This is a genomic window from Arthrobacter sp. Z4-13, from assembly GCF_054792705.1.
Genome location: NZ_CP096459.1, coordinates 3,078,537 through 3,099,561, shown reverse-complemented (window position 1 = coordinate 3,099,561; position 21,025 = coordinate 3,078,537). Strand labels below are relative to the sequence as shown.

Below are 21,025 nucleotides of genomic sequence, written 5' to 3'. Positions count from 1 at the left end.
TCCGCTGGGAACTGGCCTCAGGCAGCGTTGCGGGGGGCGAACATGATCACAGCGACGCCGAGCAGGCAGATCGCCGATCCTGCAATGTCCCACCTGTCCGGCCGGAAGCCGTCGAAGACGATGCCCCAGACGAGTGACCCGGCGACGAAGACGCCCCCGTAGGCGGCAAGTATGCGGCCGAAGTGTGCGTCAGGCTGCAAGGTTGCGGCGAAGCCGTAGATGCCCAGGGCAATGACGCCCAGTCCGGCCCACCACCATTCCTTGCCTTCCCTGACGGACTGCCAGACCAGCCAGGCGCCGCCGATTTCAGCGGCAGCGGCAAGAACGAACAGCAGGATGGTCTTTGCGATAGTCACAGGGCCCATTCTGGCAGTTTTGTATGGCGGCCCGGGCTACGAGCTGGCCTTGTCCGCCTCGTGCGGCAGGACGACGTCGTCGGCAGCCTGCGCCGCGAAGGGGAAGAGGATGAGGAGTAGACCCAGCCCCACTGCAGCGCCGATGAGCTGGGCGACGATGAACGCGGGCACGGAGGAGGGCGCGATGCCGGCGAAAGTGTCGCTGAAGATACGGCCTACCGTCACGGCGGGGTTGGCGAACGACGTCGATGACGTGAACCAGTACGCGGCCCCGATGTAGGCGCCCACCGCGGGCGCGGCAAGGACGCCCCGCTTGGTGGCGGCGAGGGCGAAGATCAGCAGGATAAGTCCGGCGGTGGCCACACCTTCGCCGAGCAGATGCCCGCCGGTGGCACGGTCCTTCCCCGAAAAGGACGTCCCCACTTCAAACATGGCGTTGGCGATGACGCTGCCGCTGACCGCACCAAGAGTCTGCGCAACCACGTACGTACCGAGCTCCGGCAGGGTCAAACCGGTGCCGCTGCGCCGGCCCAAAATCAAATCCACGAGCGAGACCACGGGATTAAAGTGTGCTCCGCTGACGGGCCCGAACATGAGGATCAGGACGGTCAGCCCCAGCACCGTCGCGGTGCTGTTCTGCAGCAGCTGCAGTCCGACGTCGGTGGGTGAAAGCTGCTGGGCCATGATCCCGGAACCTACGACGATCATCACGAGCAGGCTGGTCCCAAGAAGCTCGGCCACGGCACGGCGCCACAGCGGCGGCTGGTTGGTTGTCATGGCGTCAAGCTTGACCCAGAAAATTAGCTCAGTCAAAATTGAGTCAATGAAAACTGAGCAAGCGGACGCCTTCTCGTCGCGGGTCGCCAAGCATGCGGCTCTCGCCGATCCCGCGCGGCTGCGCATTGTCGATCTGCTGACCCTTGGGGACTTCTCGCCCACGGAACTGCAGGCTGAACTGGGAATGCCTTCGAACCTGGTGTCCCATCACCTGCGGGCACTGGAAGGAGCGGGACTGGCAACCCGGCACCGCTCCGAAGCCGACAAGCGCCGCAGCTACATGCGCCTGGCTGCCGGCGCGCTGGAAGGCCTCGCGCCCGGCGTCGAGCACCCCGCCGCGCGCGTTTTGTTTGTCTGCACGCGCAACAGCGCCCGCTCACAGCTGGCTGCCGCCCTCTGGCGGCAGGTCAGCGAAATCCCTTCGACCTCCGCCGGCACGCAGCCGGCGGACCGTATCGCCCAGGGAGCCATCGACGTCGCCCGCCGGCACGGAGTGGAGGTCCCCGAGGTTCCGCCACGCCGGTTGGAGGGGGTTGCCGACGATGACTTCATCGTCACTGTCTGCGACAACGCGCACGAGGAACTCACCGGCCTCGCCGGCGTCCACTGGTCCGTTCCGGATCCCCTGCGGGTCAACACCGAGGAAGCCTTCGAATTCGCCTACAACGACATTTCCCACCGCATTGCCGATTTAGCACCCCGGGTGCACGCCGCCTGAAACACCCAACCTTCTACGCATTGACAATGATCAATATATCGTTCGATACTTCCTGCATCGATCAACTTCAATACTTGAAGCAGGAAGTGCGGGCGTGACGGCTCAGCCACAGTCCCTCAACTCCCCAGGAGCAAAACAATGAGCACCGAAACCGCCAAGAAGCCTTCCGTCCTGTTCGTCTGCGTGCACAACGCCGGCCGCTCCCAGATGGCCGCAGCCTTCCTCACCACCCTCGGCAAGGGCGGCATCGAGGTCCGCTCGGCCGGGTCCCAGCCCGCCGACAAAATCAACCCCGCCGCCGTTGAGGCCATGGCCGAACTGGGCATCGACATGTCCGCGGAGGTCCCGAAGGTGCTCACTACCGAGGCAGTGAAGGAATCCGACGTGGTGATCACCATGGGCTGCGGCGACGAATGCCCGTACTTCCCCGGCAAGCGCTACGAGGACTGGGTCCTGGAAGATCCCGCCGGCAAGGGCGTCGAATCCGTCCGCCCCATCCGGGACCAGATCAGAACCCGGATCGAGGGCCTGATCGAGTCCCTCATCCCCGAGGAACCAACCCACGCCTAAGAACCTGATGAGGGGAGGAGGTGAGCGGAATGACGACAGGATGCTGCGGCGACTCGGGCTGCTGCGACGACGAGGACTGCTGCTGACTCCTCCCACCCCAACACCCGATGAGAAAAGAGGACAGCATGGATGTGGCGAAGAGCCTTCCCGTCGCCGTGATCGGCGCCGGCCCAGTCGGCCTGGCCACTGCGGCCCACCTGCTCGAGCGCGGCCTGGAGCCGCTGGTCTTTGAGGCGGGCACGACCGCGGGCGCGGCCATCGGGCAATGGCGCCACATCCGGCTGTTCTCGCCTTGGCGGTTCAACGTTGACGCCGCCGCCGTGCGTTTGCTGGAGGCTGCCGGCTGGCAACCACCCCGTCCCACCGCGCTTCCGTACGGCGGGGAACTCATCGACAACTACCTCGCACCGCTGGCCGCGCTGCCGCAGATCGCCTCCCGGCTTCAGACCGGCGCCCGCGTGGTGGCGGTGACCCGGCAGGGCATCGACAAGACCCACGCCCGGAACCGCGACACCACACCGTTCACCGTGCGGGTCGAGTATGCGGGCGGCGAAACCCGCGACCATACGGTGGCGGCAGTTATCGATGCGTCCGGCACTTGGTCCCGGCCCAATCCGCTGGGCACTTCCGGGCTGCCGGCCATCGGCGAGGACACCGCAACGAACCAAATTTCGTCGCCGCTCCCCGACGTCATCGGCCGCGATAGGGCAGCCTTTGCCGGCCGGCGTGTCCTGGTGGTTGGCGCCGGCCACTCCGCCGCCAACACCCTCATCAGCCTTGCCGGCCTTGCCAAGGAGGAGCCGGACACCCGCATTCTTTGGACGATGCGCGGGGCCACAGCGGCGAAAGTCTATGGCGGAGGGGACGCTGACGGGCTGCCGGCACGGGGCCAGCTCGGCAGTCGCGTCCGGCGGCTCGTGGAGGCAGGGAAGATCGAACTCCACACCGGCTTCGGCATCAGCGCACTGAAATCCCTGGACTCGCACGTGACCGTCGAGGCCGTCGACGGCCGCACCCTCGAGGCCGACGTTGTTATTCCCTGCACCGGCTTCCGCCCGGACCTGGACATCCTGCGCGAACTCCGGCTCAACCTGGACCCCGCCGTCGAGGCTCCGCTGGAACTCGGCCCGCTTATCGACCCGGAATTCCACACCTGCGGCACCGTCCCGCCGCACGGCGCCAAGCTGCTGGCCCACCCGGACAAGGACTTTTACATCGTCGGGATGAAGTCCTACGGGCGGGCGCCCACCTTCCTGCTGGCCACCGGCTACGAACAGGTCCGATCCGTCGTCGCCGCCCTGGCCGACGACCGCGAAGCCGCCGCCACTGTCCGGCTCGAACTCCCCGAGACCGGCGTCTGCTCCACGGACTTCGGTACCAGCTGCGACGTCCCGGCCCAGGCCCCTGCAGACTCGGCCGGAGAAGCCGGCTGCTGTGCCGCCCCCGAACCCGTGCTGATCGGTTTCCCCACGGCGGTCGACTCACTCACAAAGGAAACAGCGCACTCATGACCAACGAGACACCCGGTACGCGGAAAACCCCTGCTGTGCTCTTCGTCTGCAGCAAGAACGGCGGCAAATCCCAGCTCGCCGCGGGGCTGATGAACCAACTCGCCAACGGGGCGGTCACCGTCTACTCCGCCGGCACCACACCTGGCAAGTCCCTCAACCCGCAGGCTGTGGAGTCCCTGACCGAACTCGGCATCGACATCACCGGCGAACACCCCAAGCCCGTCACCGACGAGGTCCTGCACACGGTGGACGCCGTCATCGTCCTGGGCACCGAAGCGAAGCTGGAAGCTCCCGAAGGTACCCGGTTCGAGGTGTGGGAGACGTACGAGCCGTCCGAGCAAGGTATCGAAGGCATGGAGCGCATGCGCCTGGTGCGGGACGACATCAAAGCCCGCGTCCAGAAGCTCCACGCGGAGCTCACCGGCAGGTAGCTGTACCTCCATGTTCGCGGAAGTTAGGAACACCGTTCCGCGAGGGTGTGCGTGCCTGGGCCGGCAAGCTCCGTGCAATAGGCCCGGCGGCCGGTCATGGCCATGATAAGAGCAAGGCTGGTTCCGCGCACGGGCTCGCCATGGCCAATCGTGATGCCGCTGTCAGTGGCCTCGAGTTGAAGGCCCGCAACCCGCTTCTTCGCGATCACCACCTGATCGGTTCCGGCGTAGTAGGACAGCAGTGCATCGAGGGTTTGCTGCGGGTACACGCGCGGAAGCCCGAGCGGCCGGCGGATGTCCTCGCCGTGCACCACCATCTCTCCCAGCAGTGCCACTGCCGGCAACGGAGGCGACGTCCTGCTTCTGACAGTAGATCTGAACAGGGCAAGGGTCTCTCGCTCGTTTGAGCCGAGCTGCTCCCGAAGGCGGTCGTCGACCTGCTGATCGAAGTCGAACTTTGCACGTAGAACGCCGAGGAACCACCGAGGAGCGGAGACTGCTCCACTGACGGTCATGTGGGCAAGGACCTCGCGGACGGACAACCCGGCACAAAGCGAGGGCGTGGCCCAGCTTGCCGAATCGAGCGCTTCAAGCTGATCGCTGAGAGCCTGGCGCTCAGCGTCGATGCTCTCCCGCAGTGCCTCCCGCTTCATACGACCACGATCCCACACGACCGGACATTCCTCTGCGTGCGCCTCGCAGGAGCCGGCCGAGCCTCCGTATACACGGGCGAAACGCCGGTCGCTCCTGCAAGGTTCTTCCCAGGTTCCCGGCAAAGGGTTTTCCCAAGGTCGCGGCGTCAGGATGTTGTTATCTGGCTGGGGAGTTAGCCCCCAAATAGCTCGTTCCGGTCAGTGCGCCGGGCTTGGCAGCGTAGCCTCACATGCGCTGCCAAGCCCGGCGGGCCGGGTCCATGAATACACGCGCGGCTGTGTGTCCGCCGCGGGTCAGGGCAGGGCGGGCGTCACCATGCACCGTCCCAACACTCCGGCTACAGTCATGCCGACTCCTACGTATTGACATGACCCACTCGTGAAGGCACCCTGATACCGCTGGATGTCGGCGTTGACGGGCTCGGAGGAAGCCGGCCAACCATCACCCCGGGGCTTTCTGGGCGTTCCGGACGAACAGTTCCAATCACTCCCTGTCAGGAGAACCAAGTGGCCGGATTAGAAGCCCTCAAAGCCAAGTCATTCGACGAACCAGATGAAACGCGCCGTCCCCCAAAGACCCAGGTTGATGTGGTGAACATCGGCGACACCACCTTGGGCAGGTTTACTTTCGAGCCGGGCTGGAAGTGGTCCGAGACGGTTAAGACCGTGGTCCACACGGACAGCTGCCAGGTTAACCACGTGGGGATCTGCTCCGCCGGGACGCTGACGGTAAAGATGGATAACGGCGAGCAAACCACCATAAGCCCCGGCAACGCGTACACCATTCCAGCCGGCCACGACGCCTGGGTTGAAGGCAACGAGGCATTCGTGGGCTACGAAATCATGAGCGCGGCCACTTTCGCCAAGCCTGCCTGACTCCGGGCAGTTGGAGGGCGGCCCAGATAAACTTCGGGATGGAAAGGTCCAGCATGCACCCATCCCCGCATAGGACTTCCGGGTCATCAGAAGCCAGGGAATCCGGGATCCGGAAAAAGCCGCGCCGCGGGTGGCGCCGGGCCGGTATTGCAGCTCTGGTAGTCCTGGCGCTGGTGCTGGTATCCACCGTGATCAACGCGGTCCTGGAGTCAACGGAGAAATCGAGCACGGCTGCCTACGGCGAACGCGTCGTGGTAGGCGGCGGCGCGCTCAACGTGTCCCGGAACGGGCAGGAGGGCCAGACCATTGTCCTTCTCAGTGGCCTGGGAACCCCGGCGCCGGGTCTTGATTTCGCCCCATTAGTCCGCGAACTTAACGGCTTCGATGCCATCGTCGTCGAGGGGTTTGGTTACGGCTACAGCGACATGGAAGCCCCTCCGAGGACCAATGAGAACATCAGCACCGAACTGCACGAAGTACTGGCCAAGCTCCAGGTCAGGCAACCGTACGTTCTGGTAGGGCACTCAATCGCCGGCTTCTACATGCTTGACTACGCCAACCGGTACCCAACGGAAGTCTCCGCCGTCGTCGGAATCGACGCGTCGATACCCAAACCTGGAGAGGGGCCGGTTTCAGATCCGGAGCCGGACCTCAACTGGCAGCGGGCCCTGGCCTTCACCGGGGTAGTCCGCGCTGTCTCCGCCGCCGTCCCAAGTTTTGTTGACCCCGCAAGTGACGCCTACACCGATGACGAGCTGCACCGCATGCGCCTCATGACCAGCTGGACCTACGGCAATCCGGCCGTGGCGGATGAAACAGCCCGGATAGCGAACAACGCGGCAGCCCTCAGGGGAGTCACCTATCCGGACCACCTGCCCGTGCTGGCCTTCCTCGCTGATGACGGCTCCGGCTCGACAGAAACCAAGACAGCCGCGGCGCAGAACCTGCTGAAAAACGTCACACGCCACGAGATCGTTACCCTCGAGGGCCACCACTACCTGCACTGGACCCAGTCCAGGCGCATGGCCGAGGAAATCCGAACATTCCTAACGGGCAACGATGGCTGATCCTGACCTGTGGCGCATCGAGCTCTTCCAGAACACTTCGGCCCAGTTCCACGGCAGGCCTGAACTGGTAAGCGAGATGACCGCCGAGTTGCAGCAGCAGCTCCCGCATTGACTGTCTAGCGCGGCTCGGGACGCACGCGCACGGCAGCCAGGGAACGGAGAAGCGCGACGGCGGTAATCGCGCCCGCCGCCATGATGGACGCCAGGACCACCACCTGGAACCGCCCGGCCTCCAGCGGGGAGGCGCCGCCGAAGATCGCTCCCACGAACGCGCCGGGCAGGGTCACCAGGCCGGTGGTTTTGGTCTGGTCCGTGGAAGGGATCAGGGCTGCGTGCACCGAGTATCGGGCCTGCGTAAGGGTGGCGCGCCGGGCCGTGGCGCCCAGCGCAAGCCAGCCCTCCACCTGGTCCCACTGCTCACGGACTGCTTCGTGGAAGCGGTGCCCGGCGAGCACCGCGATGGTCATGCAGTTGCCGATCACAATCCCGCCCACCGCCAGGACATAGCGGGGTTCGAGGGCCACAGCTCCCATGCCGAAGACGACGGCGAGGGTCACCACGATGCCGGCGGCCATGGTTGCTGACACCACTGCGAAGCGCCGCCAGGACCAGGCCAACCGGCGTGTTGCTGTCGCTGCCGCCACGGTGAACATGACCAGCAGCGCCACTGCCACCCACAGCGGATCCGCGATGATGCCGCCCAGGACCAGGCTGATGAGCGCCAGCTGGGCAGCTCCCCGCAAGATGGCCACGGCCGGTGCAAGGAACGACGGCGTACTCGATCCCCGGAGCACGGCGACGGTAATCAGCATCAGGATGGCTACGGCTGCGACGGTGGGTGCCAGGGCAGCGAGTGAGACCATCAGCTCAGCCTAGCGGCCGGTCAGGCTCGCAGTTAAAGCCGCGAAAGAGCGAAAGGGTTACGACCTATTCCGGGCAACGGGGGTCAGAGCAGGCTGGGCTGGCTCGAGAGGATGTAGTCCACCGCTGCCGGGCCCTTCATGGTCAGTCCGGGCCATTCATGACGGCCGGTGTCGCGGTGTTGTTTTGTATGTCCGCGTTGGTCCAAGGCTGCCCACAAGGACGTGGTGGGACCGGGCTGCTGGCCATTGAGCAGGCACCAGCTGACGTACACCCCGTATATTTCGTCTTCGCGAAGGGCCGGTTGCCTTTCCGGGTTCTGGGCGAAGCATTCAGAGAGGAAACGGGTGTAGTTCGGAACGCTCATGGGCAGGCGCCTTCTGGTCGGTGGGCTTTGCGAAAGTGTCGCGGTCTGCGTCCCGCTGCAGTGGTTCGAAGCCATACCGGCCACGGATGGGTCAGTATTGATAAAATTGATAAATGTCTTAGCGGCCGGAACCGCCCGGACCTTTTGGGGAGGCTACGTGATGCTGCCTGACCCGATGACCGCCGCGTCCGGAATCAAGCTGCGGCGGTCCGAAACCCTGGTCAGTAGTCGAAATGCGTCAGTACATTCGGGTCTTCGGACACGGAAGCGACAATGGACGCCGCCACGTCACGGAGCTTGATATTGCGGCTGCTGGAAGCGATCCGAAGAATCTTCATGGCCGTTTCCTGGCTGCAGCGGTTCTGCGCCATGATTGCCCCGACGGCGATGTCGATAGCCGTGCGTGATTCCATCGCCGCCTTGAGGTGCTTGCGGTCATCGACCAGCTGCGCCACCCGAACGGCCATACGCAGGGCTTTGGAGGCCTGCACGGCGTAGGCTTCGGCGTTTTCGATGTCCTCGCCGGTGAACCCGTGGGTGCTCCTCGAGTACAAGTTCAGCCCGGCATGCGCTTCGCCTTCGAGGGGGAGTGGAACGGAGAGGATGGATCCGATCCCTTCCGCCCAGGCGGCCGTGCAGTAGCGGGACCAGCGCTGCTCTTCCCTCAGGTCGGGAACGTGCAAGGTGGTCTTTTCCCGAAGAGCTGACAGGCAGGGCCCATCGCCGTAGCCGTACTGCAGCTCGTCCAGGGGCAGGACGGAAGGGTCACTCGTTGCCACCGTAGTTGTCCTCTTCCGCCGCATCAGCGTGACACCGCACAGCAGCTCGCCGTGGGCAGAAAGGTTGGAAGCCGAAAACTTCGCAAGTTCGGTCAGCAGTTCCTCCACGTCGGCGGATTCCAGAACGAGGTCCTGGAGGTGGTCGGCCACGCTGGTGTCCTGCTGCGTGCTGGGGTCCTGTGCCATGCAGCCTCGTTCCTGTAGTGCCCTGAACAATGGCCCTGAGAGGGGCACCGCAAAAAGCGGTGACCCGCCCTGGGCGGCGGATGTCCAGTTTATCCTTCATAGGGGCTGGCGGCACGGACTCGGCACCCTTCCATCGTGCGTTCGTGCCCGGTTGCTGATGGCGCTTCGGCCTTCCCGGGTGGGTCGGCTGCCACCAGACCCGTCTTGCGCGACAGATACCAAGTGTGCTTAGTATCTAGTTAGTAACCTTACTTACTAATTCATCATGCTGGGTATCAAAGTCCAGCTGCCCATCAGTGGAAGCGAGTGAAGATGACGGAGAACCAGTGGCCTGAGGCTTCTGCCCGAAGCCCTCTCGACCAGTACGGGAACGCAGCACCGGCGGATCCTTCGGCCGAGCCGGAAACATACGTCACCAAGAAGGATGCAGCTAAGGGGGAGACGTCGAAGATCGCCGGGCAGGCGGCCGGTGCGGCCCAGAATGTGGCCCAGACCGCCAAGCTTGAGGCCGGAAACGTCGCGTCCGAGGCAAAGGCCAGCGCCAAGGGCCTCCTGCACGAGGCGAAGTCCGGACTGGGCAGCCAGGCCGGCGCGCAGCAGCAGAAGGCTGCCGACGGCATCCGGACCATTTCCAGCCAACTGCAGTCCATGGCTGATGCCCCGGAGCAGCAGGGCTTCGCCAGTGACCTGATCCGGCAGGCTGCCGAGCGCACCTCCTCGGTTGCATCCTGGGTGGAAAACAAGGAGCCCGGGGCGCTGCTGGAGGATGTTCAGTCCTTCGCCCGCCGCAAGCCGGGTACGTTCCTGCTCCTGGCTGCCGGCGCAGGCATCCTTGTGGGCCGCCTCGCACGTGGCCTGCAGCCAGCCCCGGCACCGCAAACTGCCATTCCAACCAGGCCTGCGCAGGCGCCCGCTGCCGCAACAACAACCGGTCCGCCCTGGGGCGAAGAGTCGGTCTACCAAAACCACGAGGCAGCGCCCGCAACTTACGGCGAAACCATCTACGGTGAACCTGCCCGTCCCGCCTACTCCGGCACCGAAGCGGGCGGAGTCCCACTCAGGGACCTGGATGACCCGTACAGCGAAGTCCGCGGCGCCGAGCGCCAGCCGTAAGCGTCACAGCTGACTCCCCAAGACAGCGGATCCAACAACCAAAGGACCAGCGTCATGAAAAAACTGCTCTTCGCCCTGCTCCCCGGCATCATCAGCCGGGTCATGAAAGCACGCAAAGCCAAGCAACTCCGCGCCGGCCAGGCCCAATCCCGGCCGCCGCGGAACCGCTTCTGAATTTGTCCTCAAGCAGCACAAACCAGTAACAAGAAGGAGAAACACATGATCAGCACTGAGAACCTTTCTGCACTGACCACTGCCGGCGGACACGTCGTAGGTTCCGACGGAAGCAAGATCGGATCCATCGGACAGATTTACGTGGATGACCAGACCTCCGAGCCCACCTGGGTCACGGTGAAAACTGGGCTCTTCGGATCCCACGAGTCCTTCGCGCCGCTGGACGCCGCGTCGCAGGACGGCAACGATATCGTCGTCGCCCACACCAAGGACAAGGTCAAGGACGCACCCCGGGTCGCCCCGGACGGCCACCTGGAGCCCGCCGAGGAAGACCAGCTCTACACCTACTATGGCCTCAACGGCGGCAACGGGTTCGCCGCCAACGGGTTTGCCGCGGGTACGGCAGAAGGCACCGCGGGCCGCGGAACTGTCAGCCACGGAACCGTGGGCCACGACACCTCGGGGCCCACCACCGATGACGCCATGACCCGGTCCGAGGAGCAGCTGCACGTCGGCACCCGCCAGGAGGAGGCCGGCCGGGCACGCCTGCGCAAGTACGTGGTCACCGAGAACGTCACCACCACCGTCCCGGTGCAGCGTGAAGAGGTCCGCATCGAACGTGAACCGATCACCGACGCAAACATCGGCGACGCACTGGACGGCCCTGCCATCAGCGAGGAAGAGCACGAGGTCATCCTCCACCAGGAACGCCCCGTCGTGGAGAAGGAAGCCGTCCCGGTGGAGCGCGTGCGCCTGGACAAGGAGACCGTAACCAACGAGCACCACGTCACCGAGGAAATCCGCAAGGAAAACATCGAGCTCGACGACGACGGCATCACCCGCCGCTAAGGCTCACCACCGGAATCCTCACTGATTCCCCCACACGGCCCGTCCTCCTTCCAGGAGGGCGGGCCGTGCTTTTGTGTCCCGAGCCAACCCGGTAAGCCAGCTCGGCCGGTATTCGGCCGTTCCTCCGGCAGTGCCACCACTTCACCATGGGCGTCACCACTTGTGGTGATGGCCCGTCACCACGCCCGTCTGTAGCTTCGAGATGTCCCGACACCCCTTGGGGCACGATGATCCTCGCAGGACTCGTTATTCGCGCACTACCCAACAGACAAGAGCCTCAGATGTCCGCAAGAATCCAGGTGCTGCTGCCGGCCGCATTGGTTAAAGTCTTGGCAATTGCCGGATTCCTCTCGGCAGCCATTCTCGCGCTAAACTCGGCCAAGCGTTCCGGCGTCATCCCCACATCACCCATCACCCAGCTGGCGGCGCCGGTTGCCCAACTCGCTGCCATTGGTCTGGTTATCGGAATCTATCTGGTGATTTCCCAGAAAGCCGGCGTCCTGGGAATTTGCGGGGCGGCTCTGTCCGTCGCGTCTTTGGCAGGGCTCGTCGGGGTTGAGTTTGTTCTCAACCTTGTCTTCCCCTACCTCGACCGGGATGTCGTTGCCATGTTGCGATCGGGTCCGCTGGCAATCGCACTGACCGCCGTCTCAGTACTGTTCCTGTTCGGCACGGTGGTCCTCATGCTCGCGTTATGGCGGACCTCAAACGCGCCCAGAGGCGCGGTTCTCCTTTACGCGGTCAGCACACTCCCCATCGCGTTGCGTACCGTGTTTCCTGAAATTGTGCTTCAGCTGGGGCTGATCGGGCTGGCCGCAGCCATCACGTGGCTCGCCATCTGGATCCTGCGGAACATTCCAAACGAAGCTGCAACTCACGCTGCCGATTCAAAGCCGGTGACGGGCGTTAGTGCGCGATAGGCCGGCAGCAGAACCAGCATGGCATCCCGCCGCTGATGGGGATGACGAGCCGGGTGCTTCGGCGCTCGGCTCGCCCCACGCCCGGTGTGCGGGAAAACGAGCCAGCGTGCCGCCTACACGGCACCTGTTGGCCGCCGTATAGTTCACAAAATGGCCATGAGCATGCTTGCCACGAAGTTCCATGTTCCGGCGCCACGACGCCAAGCCGTCGCCCGCCCGAGGCTTGTCGATTTTTTGATTTCCGAGTCATTTGCAGATCGGAAGCTCACGTTGATCTGCGCTCCCGCAGGCTTCGGTAAGACCACGTTGCTGAGCCAGTGGGTGAGCCGCGTCCGCGCGGCGGACCCGGAGGTGCGGGTCGCCTGGTTGTCCCTGGATGAGGGCGACGACGACCCTACCCGGTTCTTAGCCCATCTTGTTGCCGCGATGCATGACGCGGACGCGGACATCGGATCAGGTGCCAAAGCGCTGCTGGAGGGCACCCAGGCGCCCGCGGCAGAGCCGGTTCTGGTTGCACTCATCAACGACGTCGCCCAGCTGGGAACTCCGTTCCTCGTCGTACTCGACGACTACCATGCAATCGAAACGCGCCCGGTTCATGACGCGATAGCCTTCCTGCTCGACCATTCCCCGCGGCACTTGCATCTGGCCATGGCAAGCCGCTCCGATCCGCCGCTTCCTTTGTCCCGTTTGCGGGGGCGGGACCAGATGACCGAACTGCGGGCTGCGGAGCTTCGCTTTTCGGCCGAGGAAGCCGGGGCTTTCCTGAACCAGTGCATGGGGCTGAACCTTTCGGCCGAGCACATTTCCGCCCTCGAAGCCCGGACGGAAGGGTGGGCGGCCGGCCTTCAGCTCGCGGCGCTCTCCCTTCGCGGGCACGCCGACGTGCCAGGCTTTGTCGAGGCCTTTGCAGGCAGTAACCGCTTTGTCCTGGACTACCTCGTGGAAGAGGTGCTGCAGCGCCAGCCCGACCATGTTCGGAGCTTCCTGATGCGCACAGCGATTCTCGATCGCCTGTCAGGTCCTCTTTGTGACGCCGTTACCGGCCAGGGAGGCAGCATTGCTGCGCTTGAGCACTTGGAGAGGTCGAACCTATTCGTTGTCCCTTTGGACGACCGGAGGCAGTGGTATCGATACCACCACCTGTTTGCCGAAGTACTCCGGGCCCGTGTCAGGCACGAGGAACCTGACCTTCAACAGTCGTTGCACCGACGCGCCAGCGATTGGTACCAGCAGAATGATCTGCTGGAGGAGGCGCTGAAGCATGCGCTGGCCGCCGAGGACTTCAAACGGGCGGAGGTCCTGCTGGAGATGGTGCTGCCGGACATCCGACGAAGCCGGCATGACGCAACCCTGCGCGGCTGGTTGAGCGCCCTTCCCGACCACATCGTGCGCGAGAACCCGGTCGTGAGCGTGTTTTACGCCTGGATGATGCTCACCTCCGGTGACCTGGACGCCGTCGAGCATCATCTCCAGGACGCTGAACGGGGACTCGCAGCGGCTTCCCGCCCTGCCGAACAGAAGCGTGATCTCCCCGAAGGGTTGACAGCCGACGGCGAAGAGTTCCGCGCCCTGCCTGTGACCATCGCCGTCTACCGGGCCGCGCTGGCACAGGCAGCAGGTGATGTGGCAGGGACCAACGCCCATGCCCGACGGGCGTTGGAGTTGTGTGGGCCAGGTGATCACCTGTCGCGGGCAGCGGCGGCAGGGTTCCTCGGGCTGGCCGCGTGGGGCCGGGGCGATCTCGAGACTGCAGTGCCCACCTTCTCGGAAGTAGCCCCGAACCTCCGTGCTGCCGGAAATGTCGCTGACGAACTCGCCAGTGCCATGGTGCTGGCGGACATGTGGATGGCCAGGGGAAGCCTGAACGAGGCGCGCCGCCTTCTGGAACAAGCCCTCATCGCCGCGAACTCCGCCGGCATGGCGTCTGGTCCCCCAACCGCGGACCTCCATGTGGGAATCAGCGCCCTGTGCTGTGAGTCCGGCGCGCTGGATGCTGCGAAACAACACCTGGAATCCAGCCTCACGCTCGGTGAGGCAGCGTCCCTGCCGGAGAACCGGTACCGTCGATTCGTTGTGATGGCACGTCTACAGCACCTTTCCGGAGACCCTGACGGTGCCATTGGGCTGCTGGAGGAGGCCGAGCGGCGCTACCTGCGGGGGTTCCTTCCCGACGTCCGGCCGATCCCGGCGATGAAGGCGCGGATCTGGATCCGGCAAGGGTCGCTGCGCGAAGCCTCGGATTGGGCTCGGGCGCTAAGGCTCACTGCCGGTGACGAGCTGACCTACCTGCGGGAATTCGAGCACCTCACCCTCGCCCGCCTGCTCATCGCCCAACACGAATCGCACCCGCCCAACGGCTCCCTCGGCGACGCGTTCAATCTGCTCGATCGGTTGCTCCGGGCCGCCCAAACCGCCGGGCGCGGTGGCAGCGTCAGCGAGATCCTCGTCTTGCAGGCAAGGGCTTACCAGGCACAGGGGCGTTTGGGCTTGGCGCTCGAAGCCTTGGAACAGGCCCTCACACGTACCGAAGCCGATGGGCACGTGCGGCTGTTCCTCGATGAAGGCGCACCCATGGTCGCCTTGCTGGGCAAAGCCGCCATGAAGCAGATCGCTCCCAGCTACGTAAGCCAGCTACTGCACGCATCCGGCGCCAGCGGAACGGCGCCTGCCACAACTCCCGGCACGGACGCCATACCCGCCCAGCTGAGCGAGCGTGAACTCCAGGTTCTCCGGCTGCTCGACTCTTCCCTGAGCGGCCCGGAGGTGGCCAGGCACTTGTACGTCTCACTCAACACACTCAGAACCCACACCCGGCACATCTTCGAAAAGCTCCAGGTGAACAGCCGGGCGGAGGCAGTCCGCCGCGCACACGAGCACGGCTTGCTCTGAACGAATCAAACTCGTCGAATCACCACATCAGTCACCACCTATGGTGATGCCCGGTCAGCAAGCGCATCCGTAGCTTTGGAATCATCCCCGGCAGCCGCCGGGGCCAACCAGAACCAGGGAGTGCCGAAATGACTATCACCCCGTCCAAACTCACCGCAGCGGCCGGAGTTGCCGCCATCACCGCCGGACTGCTGTACGCATCGATACAGTTCGTGCATCCGACGGAGGAAGTCGCGAACGTCACCGGCAGCACTTGGGCAATCGTGCACTACCTGACCCTGGCGATGGGTATCCTCGGCCTTGCCGGGATAACGGGAATGTACCTTCGGCAGGTGAAGGAGACGGGGCTGCTGGGGCTGCTCGGCTTTCTTCTGTTCGGCCTGTTCTATCTGGCCGTTGTAGCGAACTCGTTCGTGGAAGCATTTGTGCTGCCGCCACTGGCCGAGCAGGCTCCGCACGTGGCAACGGACATCCTTGGAATCTTCGGCGGTGCCGCAGCCGACGGGAGCCTGGGTGCTCTTGAGGGGATCAGCACGTTCGCCTTCGCCGTCTACCTTCTCGGCGGACTGACCTTCGGCATCGCCATCTTCCGCGCCCGGATCCTCACCCGCTGGGCGGGCATCCTGCTCGCTGTGGGATCCGTTTCAACAGTCCTGCTCCCACTGTTTCCCCACGCCGTCGGACGCTTTGCCGCCCTTCCCGTAGGTATCGCCGTGGCTTGGCTGGGTTACTCGCTCTGGGTCAGCGCCCGTGAAACAGCTCTTTTGCCGGCCACCGGGACCGTCACGCCCGGTCGTGGCCGCGCTGTGGCGAAGTGACGATCAGAAAAGAAAGTACCCGTGCCATGGCCAGCAACATGCCCAACAAGCAAAAGCCCAAGCACTATGAGTTTCGGGTTGACCGTCATCTCGATGATCATTGGGTGGAATGGTTCGAGCACCTCGAGATCACCCGTGAAATCGACGGTACGACGTCTCTTCGCGGCCCGGTAGCGGACCAGGCCGCATTACATAGCCTCCTCACCAAGATCCGCGATCTCGGGATGGTGCTCATCGCAGTACGGATCATCAGCCCCCCGGCCGAACCGGGCAAAGAGCCTCCGGGCGCAAAGTCCGGGCCGAAACAACTAGCATCATGTCCACAGCCACAAACGCTGAGAAAACCATAGGGAGGCAACGTTGAAGGCCAACCGGCATGCTCTCGTCTTCGGTGCCACAGGCTTCATCGGGAAGTGGCTCGTCAAGGAGCTGCTCGACCAAGGCATCCCCACCACAGCCGCCGTCCGGGATATCGGCCGGTTCGAGGCCGTTCGCGGCTGGCTGGCCGGCCACGGCAGCGACCTCGAGCTGCTCGACACCGTAAGAGCCGACTTGGCCTCCGACGGCATCGGACTGAACGGCAGCAATTTCGACCGGATCAGCGAAATCTACAACGCAGCCGGCGCGTACGCGTTCGGCATGACCGCGCACACCGCCCGCGCCGCGAACGTTGACACGTCCCGGCGCCTGGTGGAATTCGCTGCCACCATCCCCGGCGTTCGCCTCATCCACGTGTCCGGCTACCGGGTGGGGGGACAGGAGCCCGCCTCCGTGCCTTGGACGGAGCAGAAGTACAAGCGCGAGTACCAGCGTCTGGGTGCCTACGAGGCGTCGAAAGTCGAAAGTGACGCTGTGGTACAGGCCAGGGCGGCGGACCTTGGCGTGGCGCTGACCATTGCCAACCCGGCCTCCGTCATCGGGCACTCCGTTACCGGCGAGTCGGACCAGATCCTGGGCCTGGCAACGACAATCCGGGACCTTCTTATCGGCAGGCTGCCCGCCATTGCCGGCAACTCTCGAACGTTCGTGCCCGTTGTCACCGTGGACTACCTCGCCCGGTTCATGACGCTGCTGCCCATACAGGACGAAACCCGAGGCAAGTCCTATTGGATTCTGGACGACAACACGCCGGTACTGCCGGAACTGCTGCACCTGATCGGCAGACACCATCAGGTGCGCGTGCCACGACTCCTTATTCCTGTAGGGATAGTAAAACGGCTGCCCCAAACCATCACCGGGGTGGACCCGGAGACGCTGAGCTTCCTGTCATCGGACAGGTATCCCACCGGTGCCGCCAACCAGCTGGCACAGCGGCACGGACTCCTCCAACCAGACACTACGGCGGCACTGACACGATGGAGCGACTACCTCGCTAACAGTCCCCGTTGAACCCGTGCGCCCGGAACTGCTGGATGAAGGCACGCGCTCAGTGCCCGACGCCTCTAAACGCTTCCGTAAGTTCTGAACGGACGGTAGGAAAGCCATCACCCGATAATCGGCCGTTCCTCGGGCAGGCGGTACAGGCGTGGCCGGGCCGAAAGGGCCAGGGCGGAGGCTACCGCCACGGTGCCGATCCGTCCGGTGAACATCAGCGCCATGAGGACCCATTGCGCAGCCGGCGGAAGGTTGTAGGTAATGCCGGTGCTCATTCCCACTGTGGCGAAGGCGGAGATGGATTCGAAGAGAACTTTCTCCAGGCCATAGTCAGTGAACATCAGCAGCAGCATGGTGCCGGTGACCACGGCGGCGATGCCCAGCAGGGCCACGGACAGGGCCTGGCGCTGGGACGAGGAGCTGATGGAGCGGTGCGCGATGGTCACCTGGTCGCGGCCGCGGACTTCATTCCAGATCGCGAAGCCCAGCACCAGGAACGTAGTGATTTTGATGCCGCCCGCGGTGCCGGCGCTGCCGCCGCCGATGAACATCAGGATGTTGGTGACCATCAGTGTTTCCGGTGCGGCAACGCCGTAGTCGATGCTGTTGAACCCGGCGGTGCGGGGAAACACGCTGCCGGCGAAGGACCCCAGGATCTTGCCGGTGAGGGAAAGCTGGCCGAGGGTCTCGTTCCTGTTCCATTCGAAGGCCGCGAACAGCGCCATCCCCGCGACCACTAGGAAGGCTGTTCCGTAGATGGTCAGGCGCAGGTGGATGGTCCAGTTTTTGGGCTTGATCTCACCGCGGGTGAGCTGGATGATCACCGGGAACCCGAGCCCGCCGGCGATGACGGCCAGACAGATGGGGGCGATGATCCAGGGGTCTTCAGCGAAACCGATAAGGCTGTTGCTGTAGACGGAGAAGCCCGCGTTATTGAATGAGGAAACCGCGTGAAAGATCCCATGCCAGAGGGCGGTGGCCGGGTTCTGGTCGTAGGCGACCCAGAACTGGACAGTCAGGGCCAGGGCGGTTACGGCTTCGAACGTGAGCATGATCTTGGCTACCCGGACCAGCACGGCCCGGACGTCGCCGAGGTTCAGTGTGTGGGTTTCGGACTGGGCGACGAGTTGGCCGCGCAGGCCGATGCTTTTGCGGACCAGCAGCGCCAGCAGGGTTGCCAAGGTCATGATGCCGAACCCGCCCACCTGGATGAGCCCGAGGATGATGCCCTGGCCCAGCGGGGTCCAGAACGTCGCCGTGTCTACGGTGATCAGGCCGGTGACGCAGACCGCTGACACTGACGTGAACAGGGCCGGCATGAACCCTTCGGACCCGCCGTCAGTCCGCGCTGCGGGAAGCATCAGCAAGGCTGCTCCAATGATGATGACGAGCAGGAAGGCCAGGGGAACCGCCCTGACCGGGTGGGACACCACCCTGCGGATGATGCTTTCCTTGCGGCCACCTCTGCGGCCACTATTGCTGCCGCCGGCCCGGGCGTTCCGCAGCATCTTATGGACAGCGGCAATGCTGGAAGCATCGGGTACCGGCGCGGCGGATTCCGACGGCGGGGCCTCCTTATGGATGCTCATCCCACGTGGATGCCGGGGCGCCGGTCCGGATCCGGTTCGTTCTCGCGGATAATCTCCCGGACCACCGGGGCGGTGTCGCCGCGGCCCAGGAGCAGGTAGCGCATTAGGTGGGCCAGGGGGTTGCCTTCGGACCATTCGAAGTAGGCGTGCGGACGGACGCCGGTGGCGTCCCGCAGGGCCAGGAGGATTGCGGCGATGGCGTTGGGCGCCGCCGGGCTCTGGGCGCGGAGGACCCGGTGGCCGTCCACTTCCACGCCGTGGACTGCCAGGGTGTCGCTGAACTCGGAGGGGTCGGTGATGCCGATTTCGAGGAAGATGATGTCCGCGGTGCCTGGTACGGGGTTGTTTTCCCGCTGGACGGCTTCCTTGTCCGCGTACTCGGCGCTGTCACATGCCTGGGGCCTGTTCGCGATGAGGTTGATCCGGCCGTCGTACTCCAGGGTGTCGCTGATGAAGCGGCGCGCGTCGTCGTCGAACTCAATCCTGTCCACGCGGAGCTCGGTGGTGCGGCTGATGCGGGAAACCAGGGAAACGGCCACGATGCCCAGGATGAAGAACCCGGAGATGGTGATGCCGTCCGGCTTCTCGATCACGTTCGCGGCCAGGGCGTAGAGCATCACCACGGTGAGGGCCGTGAAGCCGATGGACGCACGGCGCTGCTTTTTGCGGATGGCGGAGATGGTCACGGCGATGGCCCCGGACACCATCATCGCCAGGATTCCGGTGGCGTAGGCGCCGGCCTGGGCGTTCACGTCGGCGTTGAAGCCGATGGTGATCAGGATGCTGATGGCGGTGTAGACCAGCACCACCGGGCGGACGGCGCGGGACCAGTCCGGGGCCATGCCGTAGGAGGGCAGGTACCGGGGAACGATGTTGATCAGGCCGGCCATCGCGGAGGCGCCGGCGAACCAGAGGATCAAAATGCTGCTGACATCGTAGACTGAGCCGAAACCGTTGCCGAGGCGTTCGTGGGCCAGGTATGCCAGCGCGCGGCCGCTGGCTTCGCCGCCGGCTTCAAATTCCTCGGCGGGGATCAGGACGGTGGTGACGAAGCTGCTGCCCAGCAGGTAGACGCTCATGATGAGCGCCGCCGTCGTCAACAGCTTGCGCGTGTTCTTGATCCGGCTGGCCAGTTTCTCCGCAGGCGTGGTGCCCTTGGCTGCGACCAGGGGCATCATGCTGACGCCGGTTTCAAAGCCGGACAGGCCCAGGACCAGCAGGGGGAAGGCAACCAGGGCCGGCCCGATGATGCCGCTGAAGCCGCCGCCTGAGGAGGTGAGGGCGTCCGTCCAGGAGATGAGCGCACCCGGGGTGCTGAAAACGTCCACGATTCCAGTCCCGATGATGATGGCGTTCATCAGCAGGAAGACCGCCACGAGCGGGATTGCGACGGCGACTGCCTCCGAGAAACCCATCAGGAACACCCCGCCCAGGATCAGGAGCAGCACCACGGTAATGGCGACGGCCTGCCCCTCAAGGAAGGGCGGCAGGTAGGGGTTTTCGAGCAGATGCACCGTGGCGTCCGCCGCCGAGAGCGTGATCGTGATGATCCAGGAGGTGGCGACGAAGCCCAGCAGGACCAGCACGAAAATTTTTCCCCGCCAGAACGGCAGGAGCCGCTCGAGCATCGCCACGGACCCCTGGCCGTGGGGGCTTTCCTTGGCCACCCGCCGGTACATGGGCAGCATCCCGAGCAGTGTCAGGACCACGATCAGCAGCGTCGCGAGCGGTGAAAGCGCACCGGCGGCGAGGGCGGCGATGCCGGGCAGGTAGGACAGGGTGGAGAAGTAGTCCACGCCGGTCAGGCACATGACCTTCCACCAGCTCTGCTGGGTGGCATGGGCGTCGGAGGTCTCCGGACCCACGGGCTGGTTCACCCGGTGCTCCAGCAGCCACCTGACCAGCGGGCTGCCGGGTGCGGCCTCCCGTTCAGGGTTGGGAACGGTGGCGGGAATGGCGAAGTGGGCGGAAGCCGTCAAGGACGTATCTTTCTGTACTGCCTGAGACGTGCACAACCGGCCCCGTTTCAGGCGCGACGCTGTGCTGATAACCACCGGAGCGTAGCACCGGGCAAAGCCCGTCAAAGCGGCATTTCCGCGGATCTTAATGCTTTCTTAACGCCCCTCCTGCGGCGCGCGGATGTG

21 protein-coding genes are annotated in these 21,025 nt (G+C 64.6%); 13 read left to right on the top strand and 8 right to left on the bottom strand.

All coding sequences use genetic code 11. From position 1 onward, the window contains the following. Nucleotides 1–17: 17 nt before the first annotated feature. The gene (locus tag M1E07_RS16060; protein WP_461187623.1) at nucleotides 18–356 is read right to left on the bottom strand and encodes a YnfA family protein; all 339 of its coding nucleotides are present in this window, start codon (nucleotides 354–356) and stop codon (nucleotides 18–20) included. A 36-nt stretch (nucleotides 357–392) separates the two neighbouring features. Then, nucleotides 393–1,133, bottom strand: a complete 741-nt coding sequence (locus tag M1E07_RS16055) for an aquaporin (RefSeq protein WP_461187622.1) — start codon at nucleotides 1,131–1,133, stop codon at nucleotides 393–395. A 46-nt stretch (nucleotides 1,134–1,179) separates the two neighbouring features. Between M1E07_RS16055 and M1E07_RS16050 the strand changes: the two genes are divergently transcribed. From M1E07_RS16050 to M1E07_RS16035, 4 genes are all read left to right on the top strand, one after another. Next, nucleotides 1,180–1,851: an arsenate reductase/protein-tyrosine-phosphatase family protein gene (locus M1E07_RS16050; RefSeq protein WP_461187621.1), complete on the top strand. Its 672-nt coding sequence runs from the start codon at nucleotides 1,180–1,182 to the stop codon at nucleotides 1,849–1,851. Nucleotides 1,852–1,989: 138 nt separating this feature from the next. After that, nucleotides 1,990–2,421: an arsenate reductase ArsC gene (locus tag M1E07_RS16045; RefSeq protein WP_461187620.1), complete on the top strand. Its 432-nt coding sequence runs from the start codon at nucleotides 1,990–1,992 to the stop codon at nucleotides 2,419–2,421. 125 nt (nucleotides 2,422–2,546) lie between these two features. Continuing rightward, nucleotides 2,547–3,932: an FAD-dependent oxidoreductase gene (locus M1E07_RS16040; RefSeq protein ID WP_461187619.1), complete on the top strand. Its 1,386-nt coding sequence runs from the start codon at nucleotides 2,547–2,549 to the stop codon at nucleotides 3,930–3,932. Next, the gene (locus M1E07_RS16035) at nucleotides 3,929–4,363 is read left to right on the top strand and encodes an arsenate-mycothiol transferase ArsC (RefSeq protein ID WP_461187618.1); all 435 of its coding nucleotides are present in this window, start codon (nucleotides 3,929–3,931) and stop codon (nucleotides 4,361–4,363) included. Before M1E07_RS16040 ends, M1E07_RS16035 begins: the two co-directional genes overlap by 4 nt. Before the next feature lie 23 nt (nucleotides 4,364–4,386). On the opposite strand, the gene M1E07_RS16030 is transcribed toward M1E07_RS16035, so the two are convergent. Further along, nucleotides 4,387–5,016, bottom strand: coding sequence for a maleylpyruvate isomerase family mycothiol-dependent enzyme (locus M1E07_RS16030; protein ID WP_461187617.1), 630 nt, complete (start codon nucleotides 5,014–5,016; stop codon nucleotides 4,387–4,389). Nucleotides 5,017–5,523: 507 nt separating this feature from the next. Between M1E07_RS16030 and M1E07_RS16025 the strand changes: the two genes are divergently transcribed. After that, nucleotides 5,524–5,892, top strand: coding sequence for a cupin domain-containing protein (locus tag M1E07_RS16025; protein ID WP_461187616.1), 369 nt, complete (start codon nucleotides 5,524–5,526; stop codon nucleotides 5,890–5,892). A gap of 38 nt (nucleotides 5,893–5,930) precedes the next feature. Further along, nucleotides 5,931–6,959, top strand: coding sequence for an alpha/beta fold hydrolase (locus M1E07_RS16020; protein WP_461187615.1), 1,029 nt, complete (start codon nucleotides 5,931–5,933; stop codon nucleotides 6,957–6,959). 116 nt (nucleotides 6,960–7,075) lie between these two features. On the opposite strand, the gene M1E07_RS16015 is transcribed toward M1E07_RS16020, so the two are convergent. From M1E07_RS16015 to M1E07_RS16005, 3 genes are all read right to left on the bottom strand, one after another. Next, the gene (locus M1E07_RS16015; protein WP_461187614.1) at nucleotides 7,076–7,822 is read right to left on the bottom strand and encodes an ABC transporter permease; all 747 of its coding nucleotides are present in this window, start codon (nucleotides 7,820–7,822) and stop codon (nucleotides 7,076–7,078) included. A gap of 83 nt (nucleotides 7,823–7,905) precedes the next feature. Next, complete coding sequence (locus M1E07_RS16010; protein ID WP_461187613.1) at nucleotides 7,906–8,187, bottom strand: hypothetical protein; 282 nt, start codon at nucleotides 8,185–8,187, stop codon at nucleotides 7,906–7,908. Between the two features lie 221 nt (nucleotides 8,188–8,408). Next, nucleotides 8,409–9,152: an ANTAR domain-containing protein gene (locus M1E07_RS16005; RefSeq protein ID WP_461187612.1), complete on the bottom strand. Its 744-nt coding sequence runs from the start codon at nucleotides 9,150–9,152 to the stop codon at nucleotides 8,409–8,411. Nucleotides 9,153–9,464: 312 nt separating this feature from the next. Between M1E07_RS16005 and M1E07_RS16000 the strand changes: the two genes are divergently transcribed. The 7 genes from M1E07_RS16000 (at nucleotide 9,465) to M1E07_RS15970 (ending at nucleotide 17,307) form a co-directional block, all read left to right on the top strand. Continuing rightward, nucleotides 9,465–10,265 (top strand): hypothetical protein, encoded by an 801-nt coding sequence (locus M1E07_RS16000; protein WP_461187611.1) that lies wholly within the window; start codon nucleotides 9,465–9,467, stop codon nucleotides 10,263–10,265. 219 nt (nucleotides 10,266–10,484) lie between these two features. Continuing rightward, nucleotides 10,485–11,288, top strand: a complete 804-nt coding sequence (locus M1E07_RS15995; RefSeq protein ID WP_461187610.1) for a DUF2382 domain-containing protein — start codon at nucleotides 10,485–10,487, stop codon at nucleotides 11,286–11,288. A 299-nt stretch (nucleotides 11,289–11,587) separates the two neighbouring features. Continuing rightward, on the top strand, nucleotides 11,588–12,208 hold the full coding sequence (locus tag M1E07_RS15990) for a hypothetical protein (protein WP_461187609.1): 621 nt from the start codon (nucleotides 11,588–11,590) through the stop codon (nucleotides 12,206–12,208). Nucleotides 12,209–12,364: 156 nt separating this feature from the next. After that, entirely contained in the window at nucleotides 12,365–15,100 is a 2,736-nt protein-coding gene (locus M1E07_RS15985; RefSeq protein WP_461187608.1) for a LuxR C-terminal-related transcriptional regulator, read from the top strand. A 128-nt stretch (nucleotides 15,101–15,228) separates the two neighbouring features. Next, complete coding sequence (locus M1E07_RS15980; RefSeq protein WP_461187607.1) at nucleotides 15,229–15,918, top strand: hypothetical protein; 690 nt, start codon at nucleotides 15,229–15,231, stop codon at nucleotides 15,916–15,918. Nucleotides 15,919–15,944: 26 nt separating this feature from the next. Beyond that, nucleotides 15,945–16,268 carry a hypothetical protein gene (locus M1E07_RS15975; protein ID WP_461187606.1) on the top strand — a complete coding sequence of 108 codons (324 nt, stop codon included), beginning with the start codon at nucleotides 15,945–15,947 and terminating at the stop codon, nucleotides 16,266–16,268. Nucleotides 16,269–16,278: 10 nt separating this feature from the next. Next, the gene (locus M1E07_RS15970; protein ID WP_461187605.1) at nucleotides 16,279–17,307 is read left to right on the top strand and encodes an SDR family oxidoreductase; all 1,029 of its coding nucleotides are present in this window, start codon (nucleotides 16,279–16,281) and stop codon (nucleotides 17,305–17,307) included. 95 nt (nucleotides 17,308–17,402) lie between these two features. Here the strand turns inward: M1E07_RS15970 and M1E07_RS15965 are convergent, their stop codons facing one another. Both M1E07_RS15965 and M1E07_RS15960 read right to left on the bottom strand, forming a co-directional pair. Beyond that, nucleotides 17,403–18,881: a TrkH family potassium uptake protein gene (locus M1E07_RS15965; RefSeq protein WP_461187604.1), complete on the bottom strand. Its 1,479-nt coding sequence runs from the start codon at nucleotides 18,879–18,881 to the stop codon at nucleotides 17,403–17,405. Next, nucleotides 18,878–20,860 carry an APC family permease gene (locus M1E07_RS15960; RefSeq protein WP_461187603.1) on the bottom strand — a complete coding sequence of 661 codons (1,983 nt, stop codon included), beginning with the start codon at nucleotides 20,858–20,860 and terminating at the stop codon, nucleotides 18,878–18,880. The genes M1E07_RS15965 and M1E07_RS15960 overlap by 4 nt, the downstream gene beginning before the upstream one ends. Nucleotides 20,861–21,025: the final 165 nt, after the last annotated feature.

Coding starts and splice junctions, on each gene's coding strand:
- M1E07_RS16055 (WP_461187622.1), bottom strand. CDS start 1,133: ATGACAACCAACCAGCCGCCGCTGTGGCGCCGTGCCGTGGCCGAGCTT.
- M1E07_RS16050 (WP_461187621.1), top strand. CDS start 1,180: ATGAAAACTGAGCAAGCGGACGCCTTCTCGTCGCGGGTCGCCAAGCAT.
- M1E07_RS16045 (WP_461187620.1), top strand. CDS start 1,990: ATGAGCACCGAAACCGCCAAGAAGCCTTCCGTCCTGTTCGTCTGCGTG.
- M1E07_RS16040 (WP_461187619.1), top strand. CDS start 2,547: ATGGATGTGGCGAAGAGCCTTCCCGTCGCCGTGATCGGCGCCGGCCCA.
- M1E07_RS16035 (WP_461187618.1), top strand. CDS start 3,929: ATGACCAACGAGACACCCGGTACGCGGAAAACCCCTGCTGTGCTCTTC.
- M1E07_RS16030 (WP_461187617.1), bottom strand. CDS start 5,016: ATGAAGCGGGAGGCACTGCGGGAGAGCATCGACGCTGAGCGCCAGGCT.
- M1E07_RS16020 (WP_461187615.1), top strand. CDS start 5,931: ATGGAAAGGTCCAGCATGCACCCATCCCCGCATAGGACTTCCGGGTCA.
- M1E07_RS16015 (WP_461187614.1), bottom strand. CDS start 7,822: ATGGTCTCACTCGCTGCCCTGGCACCCACCGTCGCAGCCGTAGCCATC.
- M1E07_RS16010 (WP_461187613.1), bottom strand. CDS start 8,187: ATGAGCGTTCCGAACTACACCCGTTTCCTCTCTGAATGCTTCGCCCAG.
- M1E07_RS16005 (WP_461187612.1), bottom strand. CDS start 9,152: ATGGCACAGGACCCCAGCACGCAGCAGGACACCAGCGTGGCCGACCAC.
- M1E07_RS16000 (WP_461187611.1), top strand. CDS start 9,465: ATGACGGAGAACCAGTGGCCTGAGGCTTCTGCCCGAAGCCCTCTCGAC.
- M1E07_RS15995 (WP_461187610.1), top strand. CDS start 10,485: ATGATCAGCACTGAGAACCTTTCTGCACTGACCACTGCCGGCGGACAC.
- M1E07_RS15985 (WP_461187608.1), top strand. CDS start 12,365: ATGAGCATGCTTGCCACGAAGTTCCATGTTCCGGCGCCACGACGCCAA.
- M1E07_RS15980 (WP_461187607.1), top strand. CDS start 15,229: ATGACTATCACCCCGTCCAAACTCACCGCAGCGGCCGGAGTTGCCGCC.
- M1E07_RS15975 (WP_461187606.1), top strand. CDS start 15,945: ATGGCCAGCAACATGCCCAACAAGCAAAAGCCCAAGCACTATGAGTTT.
- M1E07_RS15965 (WP_461187604.1), bottom strand. CDS start 18,881: ATGAGCATCCATAAGGAGGCCCCGCCGTCGGAATCCGCCGCGCCGGTA.